The organism is Anaerovirgula multivorans (genome assembly GCF_900188145.1).
GTDB lineage: Bacteria > Bacillota > Clostridia > Peptostreptococcales > Natronincolaceae > Anaerovirgula > Anaerovirgula multivorans.
The window spans coordinates 1-12,930 of record NZ_FZOJ01000008.1 but is presented as its reverse complement, the minus strand read 5'-3'; the positions used below and the strand labels follow the sequence as shown (position 1 = coordinate 12,930).

12 protein-coding genes and 1 other annotated feature are annotated in these 12,930 nt (G+C 33.3%); all 12 genes read left to right on the top strand.

Translation table 11 applies throughout. The annotated features are described in order from the left end of the window. Window positions 1–52: 52 nt before the first annotated feature. The 12 genes from CHB72_RS09705 (at window position 53) to ruvX (ending at window position 12,805) form a co-directional block, all read left to right on the top strand. On the top strand, window positions 53–502 hold the full coding sequence (locus CHB72_RS09705) for an RrF2 family transcriptional regulator (RefSeq protein ID WP_089282699.1): 450 nt from the start codon (window positions 53–55) through the stop codon (window positions 500–502). A 62-nt stretch (window positions 503–564) separates the two neighbouring features. Next, window positions 565–1,746, top strand: a complete 1,182-nt coding sequence (gene nifS, locus CHB72_RS09700; RefSeq protein WP_089282698.1) for a cysteine desulfurase NifS — start codon at window positions 565–567, stop codon at window positions 1,744–1,746. Window positions 1,747–1,756: 10 nt separating this feature from the next. After that, on the top strand, window positions 1,757–2,179 hold the full coding sequence (gene nifU, locus CHB72_RS09695; RefSeq protein WP_176431319.1) for a Fe-S cluster assembly scaffold protein NifU: 423 nt from the start codon (window positions 1,757–1,759) through the stop codon (window positions 2,177–2,179). A gap of 187 nt (window positions 2,180–2,366) precedes the next feature. Beyond that, a complete protein-coding gene (gene mnmA / locus CHB72_RS09690) occupies window positions 2,367–3,455 on the top strand; it encodes a tRNA 2-thiouridine(34) synthase MnmA (protein ID WP_089282696.1) in 1,089 nt (362 codons plus the stop codon). Window positions 3,456–3,607: 152 nt separating this feature from the next. Beyond that, window positions 3,608–4,147: a PRC-barrel domain-containing protein gene (locus CHB72_RS09685; protein ID WP_089282695.1), complete on the top strand. Its 540-nt coding sequence runs from the start codon at window positions 3,608–3,610 to the stop codon at window positions 4,145–4,147. A gap of 68 nt (window positions 4,148–4,215) precedes the next feature. Then, window positions 4,216–4,386 carry a hypothetical protein gene (locus tag CHB72_RS26495; protein WP_176431300.1) on the top strand — a complete coding sequence of 57 codons (171 nt, stop codon included), beginning with the start codon at window positions 4,216–4,218 and terminating at the stop codon, window positions 4,384–4,386. 127 nt (window positions 4,387–4,513) lie between these two features. Then, entirely contained in the window at window positions 4,514–5,746 is a 1,233-nt protein-coding gene (locus tag CHB72_RS09680) for an AI-2E family transporter (RefSeq protein WP_089282694.1), read from the top strand. Between the two features lie 64 nt (window positions 5,747–5,810). Continuing rightward, window positions 5,811–6,044, top strand: a binding site (T-box leader). Window positions 6,045–6,118: 74 nt separating this feature from the next. After that, a complete protein-coding gene (gene alaS / locus CHB72_RS09675) occupies window positions 6,119–8,761 on the top strand; it encodes an alanine--tRNA ligase (RefSeq protein ID WP_089282693.1) in 2,643 nt (880 codons plus the stop codon). Window positions 8,762–8,950: 189 nt separating this feature from the next. Next, complete coding sequence (locus CHB72_RS09670; RefSeq protein ID WP_089282692.1) at window positions 8,951–9,217, top strand: IreB family regulatory phosphoprotein; 267 nt, start codon at window positions 8,951–8,953, stop codon at window positions 9,215–9,217. Between the two features lie 2 nt (window positions 9,218–9,219). After that, window positions 9,220–11,394: an alkaline phosphatase family protein gene (locus tag CHB72_RS09665; RefSeq protein WP_242975091.1), complete on the top strand. Its 2,175-nt coding sequence runs from the start codon at window positions 9,220–9,222 to the stop codon at window positions 11,392–11,394. A gap of 31 nt (window positions 11,395–11,425) precedes the next feature. Next, window positions 11,426–12,376 (top strand): aldo/keto reductase, encoded by a 951-nt coding sequence (locus CHB72_RS09660; protein WP_089282691.1) that lies wholly within the window; start codon window positions 11,426–11,428, stop codon window positions 12,374–12,376. Window positions 12,377–12,388: 12 nt separating this feature from the next. Next, window positions 12,389–12,805 (top strand): Holliday junction resolvase RuvX, encoded by a 417-nt coding sequence (ruvX, locus tag CHB72_RS09655; RefSeq protein ID WP_089282690.1) that lies wholly within the window; start codon window positions 12,389–12,391, stop codon window positions 12,803–12,805. Window positions 12,806–12,930: the final 125 nt, after the last annotated feature.

Here is a 12,930-nt window from a genome sequence, read left to right as displayed (position 1 = left end):
TAATTAAATCGAATTCCAATCTCTTTACTTGGAATTAAAGGAGGATGATGGCTTGAAGCTTTCAACAAAGGGAAGATATGGCTTAAAGGCAATGTTTGATTTAGCTGTGCATTATGGTGACGGGCCAATCGCTTTAAAAAGCATCGCCGAGAGACAAATCATATCGGATCATTACTTAGAACAATTGATTGCTATATTAAGAAAGGCTGGCTTAGTAAAAAGTGTTAGAGGTGCACAGGGTGGATATATGTTGGCAACTGATCCGAAAAATATTACAGTAGGAGATATTATAAGAACATTAGAAGGTCCTCTTGCCCCCTCAGACTGTGTCATGGAAGATGAACCAAAAGTTTGTGAAAGAGCTAATTATTGTGTTACAAAGGGAGTATGGGAAAAAATTAGAGACAGTATTACTGATGTGATTGATTCAATTACATTAGAAGATATGCTGGAGGACTACAATAAAATTAAAAGCAAAGATAATTATATGTTTTATATATAATAAAAGTGCTTTATAAATAAAATAAAATCACAGCTTTAAATAAAGCTTAAGGAGAGGATTACATGAAGGTGTATTTAGATTATGCCGCTACAACACCGGTGAAAAAAGATGTTTTAGAAGAAATGCTCCCTTATTTTAATCAGCATTTTGGAAATCCATCAAGTATTCATTCCTATGGCAGAGAAAGCAAAAAAGCTATAGATCTAGCAAGAGATCGAATAGCTAATTCATTAACTGCAAAGCCCGAAGAAATTTTTTTCACAGCTGGTGGTTCAGAAGCAGATAATTGGGCTATTAAAGGTGTAGCTTATGCATTAAAAAATAAAGGCAAACATATTATCACTTCAAAGATTGAGCATCATGCAGTATTACACAGCTGCCAGCATTTAGAAAAAGAAGGATTTGAAGTAACCTATTTAGATGTAGATCAATATGGAATGATTAGTTTAGAAGACTTAAAAAAAGCTATTAAAGATACTACAATTCTAATAACGATTATGTATGCTAACAATGAAATTGGTACAATACAACCTATTAAAGAAATTGCAAAAATTGCAAAAGAGAAATCAATTATTTTCCATACAGATGCAGTACAAGCATATGGGAATATTGATATAAATGCAGAAACCTTAGGAGCCGATTTAATATCTATATCTGCACATAAAGTATATGGGCCTAAGGGTATTGGTGCCTTATACATCAAAAAAGGTACAAAGCTACAATCCATTTTACATGGAGGAGCACAAGAAAAAAGAAGACGAGCAGGAACGGAAGATCTTCCCAGCATTGTTGGATTCGGTAAAGCTGCAGAAATTGCTATCAATAACCTTAAAGAGCATAATCAACACCAACTTAATTTTAGAGATCAGTTGATTAATAAGCTTATGGCAAAGATACCTTATACCAGATTAAATGGACATCCAACGAAGAGATTACCAGGGAATGTAAACTTGTCCTTTGAATTTATAGAAGGAGAATCATTGCTATTGAGTCTTGATATGGTGGGAATTGCTGGTTCAAGCGGATCTGCTTGCACTTCAGGTTCATTAGATCCTTCCCATGTCTTGATGGCAATAGGGCTTACCCATGAAATTGCCCATGGTTCGTTGAGATTAACTATAGGTGACTCAACTACTCAAGAAGAAATAAACTATGTTGTTGAACATTTACCACCCATCGTAGAAAGATTGAGACAAATGTCGCCGCTATATGAAAAAGTAAAGGGGGAAGCAAAAAGTGTATAGTGATAAAGTAATGGAGCATTTTATGAATCCTAGAAATGTTGGAGAAATAGAAAATGCCGATGCCATAGGTCAAGTAGGCAACCCAAGATGTGGAGATATAATGAAAATGTATTTAAAGATAGAAAACGAAGTGATAGTAGACGTGAAATTTAAAACCTTTGGATGCGGATCTGCTATTGCAACTTCAAGTATGGCTACAGAAATGATAAAAGGTAAAACTATCAAAGAAGCCTTAGCATTAACAAATAGAGCTGTAGCAGATGCATTAGACGGATTACCTCCTGTAAAAATGCATTGTTCTGTACTGGCTGAGCAAGCTGTTAAGTCAGCAATATATGATTATGCAAAGAAAAACGACCTATATTTTGAAGAATTAGAAGGCTTCGATCCTAATGAAGATGACCATCATCATGATGAGGAAGAAGCACATTAAAATAGAATCCAGACTGCTCAAAAGCCTGTAGATTTAAGGATCAAGAAAACCCAGTGGCCGCAGCGTACAATAGAGATACGTGAGGATGCTGGGTTTTTGAAGCGACGAAGAAGAGAGGACTTTTCACCAGTTTGATCCTGAGATTTTTAGGGGGTTATTACTGCTATAATATTAAGAGGTGAAGCTATTGGAAAAAAATAATAGAGTACTTTTAGGAATGAGCGGAGGAGTAGACAGCTCAGTAGCAGCCTATTTGCTTAAACAACAAGGCTATGAGGTTATTGGGGTCACAATGCAAATATGGCAGGAAGATGATGAAATACAAAAAACAGAAGGTGGATGTTGTTCTTTGTCAGCGGTAGAAGACGCAAGACGAGTAGCGGCAAAACTAGATATTCCCTTTTATGTAATGAACTTTAAAGAAGCATTTAAGGAAAAAGTAATTCATTATTTTATAGATGAATATAGGGAAGGCAGAACACCTAATCCTTGTATTGCATGTAACAAACATATTAAATTTGAAGAATTTTTAAATAAAGCACTTCAATTAAATTGCTATTACATAGCAACAGGACACTATGCAAAAATTGAATATGATAAAGGTATAAAAAGATACTTATTAAAAAAATCTGTTACAGAAGAAAAAGATCAAACCTATGCTTTATATAATATGACACAACATCAACTGGAACATACGCTGATGCCATTAGGTTATTATCATAAAGAGGAGATTAGAAAAATTGCTGAAGAGCTTAATTTACCAGTAGCTTTTAAACCTGATAGTCAAGAGATCTGCTTTGTATCAGATAACAATTATGGAGACTTTGTTAAGAACAATAGTCCTTCAGAAATTATTCCAGGAGATTTTGTTGATAAAGAAGGCAATGTGTTAGGAAGACATCATGGGATCATTTACTATACTATTGGTCAAAGAAAAGGTTTAGGCATTGCACTGGGAAAGCCTGTTTATGTAACTGATATAATCCCGGATAAAAACCAAGTAGTACTAGGGAACGCAGAAGAAGTTTTTGGTTCAGAGTTAATTGCAGATGAAGTTAACTATATTCCCTTTGAATTTTTGAGTGAACCTAAAGAACTATTTGCCAAAATACGATACAATGCAAAAGCAGAAGCCGCTATCGTATATCCTGAAAATCAAAAAATAAGAATAGTGTTTAATAAACCACAAAGAGCAATTACTCCAGGCCAAGCTGTCGTACTATACGATCAAGAGCATGTTGTTGGTGGGGGAACGATAACAAAACAACAAAAATAACCATAAAGCCAAAAAGGCTTTATGGTTATTTTTGTTATGAGAATTTTATTAAATATAGCAATCTATAACTGAATATACATCCATTACCTGAATTATTTCAAATAGATAAGATACAATAATTATATAAATGAATTTTAAAAAGAGGGATATATATGCTAAAAGGGAGTGAGTTAATAGGTTTATCTGTATTAATAGATAATAAAATAGATACGAACAATTTTGCAAGAGAGGTAATATATTCTAAAAAAGGTTTTAAGGTATTAGCTTTAAGTTTAAGCTCAAGAGAACACTCTTATAAATATGATGGAATGATACCCTTCAAAAAAATACAAGCAATTACAAGAGAGGGTATAATCATTTCATCAAAAAATGATATCATATTTCCCTATCAAATACCGGAAATTGAAGAAGCTTATAACAACCCTATAAAAATAATAGGGTTCCATATTTATAACCATCATAAAGATTTAGTAGGTGTAATTAAAGACACAGTAATACAAAAAAAAAGTGGTAAGGTTCTTGCATTTATTATAAGTGAAGGAGTTTTTAATGATTTGCTTCAAGGATATTCTTTATTACCTATTCTCCGTTATGTGGATTTTCATGAAGACCACGTTATCGTAGGAGACAATGAATTAAAATCTATGTTATCTCAAGGAGGAGGATTGAAAAAATTTCTTGGTATAGAATAATAAGAATAACAAAAAATATGATTAAACTTAATACTATATATGCTCTTTCCAAAGTAAGGAGTGATAAAATGAAAAGAGATACAATGGTAGGTTTAATTACTGGAAGCCTAATAGGAGCTACAGTTAGTGCATATGCAATTTCACAAATGAATCCAAGAGAACAAAAGAGAATGTTAAAACGCAGTAGAAAAATAATGAAAGTAGCAAGTCATTTGATAGGTGGAATGAATATGTTGTAATATAAAAGCAGCTAAAAAGCTGCTTTTATATTACAACAAAATACAGAAAATCATAATAACTAATTTTAGATTAGGGTATTAATGAATATACTACTATATACACATCAATAAAAACGGGGGAAAAATTATGGATAATAGTGCTATAGAGATTATATCTAGAAACATAAGAACAATAACAGGAGGAGCTGGTTTTACAGATTTTTTTGGATTTTTGACGCAGCTGATACTATTATTGTTGCTATGCTTTGTTACCTATTATTTGATTCATATTGGCAATCAATATGTTGAGAGAGGAAATAAAGTTAATATTGGAAAAAAACAAATATATTTGTTTATCCTTGTATTTCTCATTGTACTTCTAATTATTTTTATGTTTAGAATACGAGGGTTAATGTATGAAATATTAGGACCTTTCATTTTCGCCATAGCTTTAGCTTATATTTTAAATCCTATAGTACACTACCTTCAATCAAAAGGAATTCAAAGATTATGGGGAGTGTTAATAATCTATACTACAATACTTCTTATCCTAACACTATTCTCAATAACATTAATTCCTAGATTTACTTTAGAAGTAAAACACTTGATAGAGTTTATGCCAAAATATAGTAATGATGCATATGAATATTTATACGATTTATACCTAAGATACAATAGGAATGTTGAAAGTCTTCCAGCAGAGCTAGAGGGAGTAAAGGATTTACTTAGATTAAATATTGATAGAATAGAGGGGATTGTCTTTGGAGCATTTACCTCTATTACAAATATGTTTATAGGGATTTTCTCTAAAGTCATTGGTCTAGTGTTAATTCCAGTTCTAGCCTTCTACTTTCTTAAGGATGCTGAGAAATTTAAAAGAAGTATTATTCTATTACTACCAAGGTTCTGTAGAAATCAAATCCTTAATATCGCTAAGGATATGGATGTGGTACTAGCTGGGTTTATTAGAGGACAGTTAACAGTTGCAGCTTTTGTAGGTATACTAACCACACTATCACTTCTGGTACTTAGAGTAGAATTTGCTGTATTAGTAGGGTTAATTGCAGGAATAGCTAATATTATTCCATATTTTGGTCCTGTAATCGGGATTGTACCAGGAGTTTTATTTGCCTTAATGGATAGTCCTATGAAAGCAGTATGGGTTGTTTTAGTTTTTATTGTCATTCAACAAATAGAAAGTGCTATTATTGCTCCGAAAATTGTTGGGAAAAGCGTGGGTATTCATCCAGTATTTGTTATACTTGCACTGATCATTGGTGGAAGATTTTTTGGCATTGTTGGTCTTTTAGTAGCAGTTCCTGCGGCCGCTATTCTTAAGGTTTTAGGAAAACATATTGTCAGCTATGTTGTTAAACTTTAATAATTTTACTTATATATTGACAAAATATAGGTAATTCTATATAATGCAAATAAAATACATATTTAAAAAAACAATGATGGGAAATAGTAGTATATCTTGATTCTGATAGAGAGGAGGTTCTTTGGCTGGAAAACCTCTAGATAAACTATGCGAAGCAGTCCCGGAGTTATAATTTCCAAATAGTTTAACTGCTAAAGTAGAAATTATCGGATAATCCGTTATCTAAAGGTTTTTCCTCTGAGGGACCGTTTTATTACGGTAATTAGGGTGGTACCGCGAGAATACTCTCGTCCCTACTATATGCGATATGCATTGTATGGATGAGGGTTTTTTTATTGTTAAATAGTAAGATACTTAATGAGGAGGATTTTTATGGAAAAGAAAGGCTTAAATGAAATAAGACAGTTGTTTTTAGATTTTTTCAAATCAAAGGAACATTTGGTAAGACCTAGTTATCCACTTGTGCCTCAAAATGACAAGAGTCTATTATTAATTAATGCTGGAATGGCTCCCTTAAAGCCATATTTTGCAGGAACAGAGGTGCCTCCAAGTAAAAGAATGGCTACCTGTCAAAAATGTATCCGTACAGGAGATATAGAAAATGTAGGAAAGACTGCTAGACATGCAACCTTTTTTGAAATGATGGGAAATTTTTCCTTTGGTGATTACTTTAAAGAAGAATCTATTCTATGGGGCTGGGAGTTTGTTGCTGAATATTTGAAAATGCCGGTTGATAAATTATGGGCATCTATTTATTTTGAAGACGAGGAAGCTTATGAAATATGGGACAAAAAAGTAGGGATTCCTAAAGAAAGAATTGTTCGATTAGGAAAAGAAGATAACTTTTGGGAAATTGGTTTAGGTCCTTGTGGTCCTTGTTCAGAAATCTATTTTGATCGTGGGGAAAAATATGGTTGTGATCATGAAAACTGTAAACCCGGTTGCGATTGTGATCGTTATGTAGAGTTCTGGAATCATGTATTTACTCAGTTTGATAAAGATGAAGAGGGTAATTACAATTTGTTACCAAACCCAAATATCGATACAGGAATGGGTTTGGAAAGAGTTGCTTGTATTATGCAGGACGTAGATTCTATTTTTGAAGTGGATACCATGAAGTACATACTAGATAATGTATGTAAATTGACCAATACAAAATATAATGAAAGTGAAGAGAAAAACATATCTATTCGAGTAATAACTGATCATATACGCTCTGTTGTTTTTATGGTTAGCGATGGAATGCTACCCAGCAATGAAGGAAGAGGCTATGTTTTAAGAAGGCTTCTTAGAAGAGCAGCTCGACATGGTAAGCTTTTAGGAGTTGATAAAAGTTTCTTAAATGAATTAGTAGATTCAGTAGTGAAAATGTATGGAGGCACCTATACAGAATTAGAAGAAAAGCTGGAATATATAAAGAAGGTAATAGGTGTGGAGGAGGAACGCTTCCAAGAAACCATACACCAAGGCTTAGATATTTTGAACGACTATATAAAGGAACTAGAAGCATCTAAAGAAACTACACTAAATGGCGCCTATGCATTTAAGCTTTATGATACCTATGGATTTCCACTTGACCTAACAAAAGAAATATTGGAAGAAAAAGGTTTGCAGGTGGATATTGATGGGTTTGAAGAAGAAATGACACAGCAGAGAGAAAGAGCTAGAAAAGCAAGGGTCGGAGAAGATACAGAGGGCTGGAAGGAGGACGTCTTTTCAAGCCTTAGCAAAGACATTGTCACAGAATTTAAAGGTTATGAAACACTTGAGAATCAAGGAAAAGTATTGGCCATCATCAAAGATAACAAGATCACAACTAGTATTGAAAATGATGAAGAAGCCATTGTGATCTTAGATGAAACCACTTTTTATGGTGAAGGTGGTGGACAAGTGGGAGATATAGGTATACTTTACAATGAAGTCTTCGAAGCAACTGTATTGGATACGAAAAAAGGAACTAACAATAGAATTCTCCAAACAATAAAAGTAAACAAAGGCACTATAAACACAGGTGACATCGTCAATACCCAAGTAAATGAAAAAACTAGGAAAAGTACTGCTCGTAACCATACAGCAACTCACTTGCTTCATAAAACCCTAAAAGAAATTGTAGGAGGACATGTGCAGCAGGCAGGTTCTCTTGTAACTCCAGATAGATTAAGATTTGACTTTACCCATTTTGAAGGATTAACATCAGAGGAAATAACAGAAATTGAAGAAAGAATTAATCATCAAATTATGAAGGGACAAGAAATTATAGTTTCTGAAACTACACCTAATGAAGCAAAGAGAATGGGAGCAGAAGCTTTGTTCGGTGAAAAATATGGAGAAATTGTAAGGGTGGTTAAGGCTGGAGATTATAGTATAGAGCTATGTGGTGGTACTCATGTAAGAAATAGCAGTGAAATTGGCATGTTCTTAATACTGAGCGAAGGCGGTATAGCTTCTGGTGTTCGTAGAATAGAGGCTGTTACAGGCTTAGAAGCATATAAATATATAAAACAACAGCAGTACACAATTGAAAAGGTTAGTGATTTATTAAAAACGCCAATAAACAATATAATCCATCGGCTAGAAGCTTTTATTGCTGAAGGAAAAGAAAAGGATCGTGAAATTTCTAAGCTAAAAACGAAGCTGGCAACAGGGTCTATCGACGAAATACTTATAAAGTCTAAACAAATCAATGATGTGAAGATTTTAATAGAAAAAGTAGATATCCAAGGTATGGATGATTTAAGAAAAATGGGAGATATATTAAAAGAGAAAATAAACTCCGGTGTCATCCTATTGGCCTCGGAAGCAGAAGGAAAAGTAAACTTTATTGCAATCGTGACAAAGGATATCGTTGCAAAGGGTGTACATGCAGGTAACCTTGTGAAAGAAGCTGCAAAAGCTACCGGCGGTGGTGGTGGTGGAAGACCCGATATGGCTCAAGCTGGTGGTAAAAGCCCAGAAAAAATAAAAGATGCTTTAGAAGCAGTTGAAGAACTATTAAAAAGTCAATTAAATGGATAAAATAATAGAGCATGGTTTTCCATGCTCTATTATTTTACTTTCCATATATAAGTACTATCCTAAAGGATAAATTAAAGATGATGAATGGAAAATTCTATTTTATGATTTTATGACATTTTGCAAATATAATTGGAGGAACGGGTATAATATGGTAAAATAGAATTAAATTAGAGAGAGAGGGGAATAACTATGGGAGATAAATTAAATTTTACTATGAAATTTAATTTGGATAAAGATAAGGAGAAACAAGCTAAAGACGTTATTATAGAAGTATATAATTCTTTAGAAGAAAAAGGATACAATCCAATTAATCAATTCATTGGATATATCTTATCTGGAGATCCTACATACATAACAAATCATAATAATGCTAGAAGTATTATTAGAAAAATAGAACGAGATGAATTGCTGGAGGAACTACTGAAAACATACTTAGAAAAAAATAGGAGCGAGTAAGCTTGAAAATCACTAAAAGGCCACTTAGAATACTATTCATCATCATCATAGGCGTATTCTTTATCGATAATGCCGTTATATCCTATGGAGTTAATCAAGAGTCAACACCAAAGGTAGTGATGGTCATCATTAATCGTGTAGATTTCTATGATTTATACAATATGCCTCAAATGAAATCTATCATTGACCAAAGCAGTATTGCACTAATGAATACCAGGGCATCTGGTCGAAACAGTGAGTTCAAATCTTATGCTACACTAGGTTGGGGGACAAGGGCAGAAGCAGCTCAAAACACTTCAACCTTTTTTCGTTTAGAGGAAGAAACTACAGGGATCTACGAAAGAAGAACTGGGGATCTTTTTGAGGAAGAAGGAATTGTTAATATCAATATAAATCTATTGATCCAGCAAAATCTAAGAGGAGAGTACGGAGCCTTTCCTGGTATTTTGGGAGATCTTCTTAGAAAACATAATTATAGAACAGCTATCATTGGAAATAGTGATATTGAAAATGAAAAATCAAGAGCGATTGGATTGATAGCCATGGATAGCAGAGGTTATATTGATGATGGCAATGTTTCTGAAGAATTAATTGAAGAAGATAACTATAGTCCCTATGGCATAAAAACAAACTATTCTCAGTTATTAAACAGTTCTATAGAAGTTTATCCAAAAGGAGACTTGATCCTTATAGAAACAGGAGATACAAATCGACTTGATAGATATAAAGATAATCTAAGTACGAGTTTATATCAGCACCACAAAAACAATATATTAAGCAATATAGATGATTTCGTGGGAAATTTGCTGAATCATATAGATATTAACGAGACTCTATTAATGTTTGTAACACCGTATCCCTCAGATTATGCTGCAGCTGCAGGTGAAAGATTGACGCCTGTTATCATCTATGACGGCGGCTTAAATCAAGGACTACTGTGGTCAAGTACAACCAGAAGACCAGGAATCATAGGGAATGTTGACATTGCCCCAACAATTTTATCCTACTTTCATATTGAGCCCACTAATATGATTGGTAGAAAACTAACGTCAATTCCTCGAGAAGATGCTATAAATCACATTCACTATTTAAACAAGCGAGTAGTAAATACTTCACTACAGAGATATAGGATATTATACAGCTTTGCTATATTTCAAATGCTAGCTTCTGTAATAGCATTATTAGCAATTGTATTTAAAAAGAGGATACATAAAAAATGGAATACGCCTATTTCTTTAGTTTTATTAAGTACGATTGTAGCTCCATTTACACTGTTGATTCTACCTCTTTTGGGGATAATGAGTTTACTTGCTAACTATCTTCTTTTGATAGGAATTACTGGGGGTTTTGTTTGCAGCTTATATGCATTAGGTAGAAAAAACTCCTTAAACATGATCATGTACGCATCATTTTTGATCATGATAGGTTTGATTGTTGATATCATTTTAGGCCAAAATCTGATTAAAAATTCAATACTCGGATATGATCCAATTATTGGAGCTAGATATTATGGGATTGGAAATGAATATATGGGAGTGTTAATAGGTTCTGCATTAATCTTTACAACTACCCTAATTGAGCGATTTAAATTAAATAAGTACTTCATTATACTTATATATATATTTACTATAGCCATAATTGCTTTACCAACCTTAGGAGCAAATGTAGGAGGTACTATAACCGCTGTTGTTGCTTTTTTATTTACCTCTATTCGATTATTAGGTATGAAAATCAACAGCAAAAAGTTAATTTACATTTTTCTTTCAATGGTGATGGTAATAGCGGTAATTGCCTTTATTGACCTCTTTATTATGGAAAATCAAACCCATTTAGCCAATGCTCTTCAACAGATAGTGGAAAAAGGCCCTGTCGCAATATACGAAATCATTGCTAGAAAAATCTCAATGAACATTCGTGTGATGGGAGTTACAGTTTGGAGTAGGGTTTTACTTATTGCTTTAGCTATATTAGGTGTGTTATTCTATAGACCTGTAGGGGTAATAAAAAGCCTAGCAAATGATTATCCTAATATCGCTATAGGATGGAGTGGCATTATCTTAGGCTGCGTTATATCTTTTGCGGTGAATGATTCAGGCGTAGTAGCTGCTGCTACTACAATCATTTTCTTAACTACATCGATTCTTTATTTAATTATGAACAAAACAACCTTAGAATAAGCGTATATCTATAGGAAGTAGGGGGAAGAACTTGGAGAAAAATAAATTAGGAAACACTTCTATTCTTGTTTCAAAGCTTTGTTTCGGCAGTTTAACAATGGGACCCTTACAAGCAAATCTGTCTCCAGAAGAAGGCGGAAATTTACTTTTACATGCTTTTGAAAAGGGTATTAACTTTATTGATACAGCAGAGCTATATGAAACATATCCACATATTAAGCATGGATTAAGTCATTGGCAAAGAGATCAGGTTGTCGTTGCAACAAAGTCCTATGCCTATTCTAAAATAACCGCTGAAGAAAGCCTAAAAAAAGCGCTATTAGAAATGAACACAGACTACATTGATATCTTTTTATTACATGAGCAAGAAAGCCAGCATACTATAAGAGGACATTATGAAGCGTTAGAGTATTTCATTAGGATGAAGGAAAAAGGTTATATTGGTGCAGTAGGTATTTCTACCCATACCATTAGTGCAGTAAAGGCCTCTTTATCTATGAATGAAATAGAAATACTTCACCCAATTGTAAATAAGCTGGGCTTAGGCATACAAGATGGGTCTATAGAAGAAATGTTAAAGTCTTTGACAGAAGCTCATAAATTAGGGAAAGGTATTTATGGTATGAAACCCTTAGGTGGAGGAAATCTTCTAAAGGATTTTCAAGATTGCTTTCATTTTGTCTTAAACTTATCCTGCTTAGATTCTATAGCAGTAGGAATGCAAACTACAGAAGAAATTGATGTTAATATAGAAAGTTTTGAAGGCAAAGAACTAAATCAAGCGTTGTTGGACAGCATAAAAAGAAAAAATAGAAAATTGAAAATAGATTTTTGGTGTGAAGGCTGTGGCAACTGTATAAAAACTTGTAGGCACAATGCATTAAAGATTATTCAGGACAAAGTAATAGTAGATCCAGAAAAATGTGTACTCTGTGGCTATTGTTCAAAAAGCTGTCCCCATTTTTGTATTAAAGTAATATAGGAGGAATAAGTGATGATGAGAATTATGGGCTTAGACGTGGGAGATAAAAGAATAGGGGTTGCATTAAGTGATTTAATGGGATGGACAGCCCAGGGTCTAGAAACAATCCATAGGACAAATATTAAAAGTGATTTACAAAGAATAGAAGTAATTATTCAAGAGCATGATGTTAAAAAAATTGTTATAGGATTACCTAAAAATATGAATGGGTCTTTAGGACCTCAAAGTGAAAAGGTAATAGAATTTACAGAAAAATTAAAAAGACGTACAAATCTAGAAACTGTTTTTTGGGATGAAAGATTAACAACTGTTGCAGCAGAAAGAACATTAATCGAAGCTGATGTCAGCAGAAAAAAAAGAAAAACAGTTATTGACAAGCTAGCAGCGATACATATTTTACAGGGCTATCTTGATCGCACAAATAAATAAAAGGTGTTTTTTTCCAAACTTTAGTATATAATCCCGTCTTTGACAGTTGAAAAGGATAAAAAGCTTGAAACCTATTGTAAATACTAGGATTCAAGCTTTTGTTGTGTGTTCAAAAACTGCGTACT

Bases quoted from the DNA above. Each gene is read 5' to 3' on its own strand.
- nifS (WP_089282698.1), top strand. From the start codon at position 565: ATGAAGGTGTATTTAGATTATGCCGCTACAACACCGGTGAAAAAAGAT.
- nifU (WP_176431319.1), top strand. From the start codon at position 1,757: ATGGAGCATTTTATGAATCCTAGAAATGTTGGAGAAATAGAAAATGCC.
- CHB72_RS09685 (WP_089282695.1), top strand. From the start codon at position 3,608: ATGCTAAAAGGGAGTGAGTTAATAGGTTTATCTGTATTAATAGATAAT.
- CHB72_RS26495 (WP_176431300.1), top strand. From the start codon at position 4,216: ATGAAAAGAGATACAATGGTAGGTTTAATTACTGGAAGCCTAATAGGA.
- CHB72_RS09680 (WP_089282694.1), top strand. From the start codon at position 4,514: ATGGATAATAGTGCTATAGAGATTATATCTAGAAACATAAGAACAATA.
- alaS (WP_089282693.1), top strand. From the start codon at position 6,119: ATGGAAAAGAAAGGCTTAAATGAAATAAGACAGTTGTTTTTAGATTTT.
- CHB72_RS09670 (WP_089282692.1), top strand. From the start codon at position 8,951: ATGGGAGATAAATTAAATTTTACTATGAAATTTAATTTGGATAAAGAT.
- ruvX (WP_089282690.1), top strand. From the start codon at position 12,389: ATGATGAGAATTATGGGCTTAGACGTGGGAGATAAAAGAATAGGGGTT.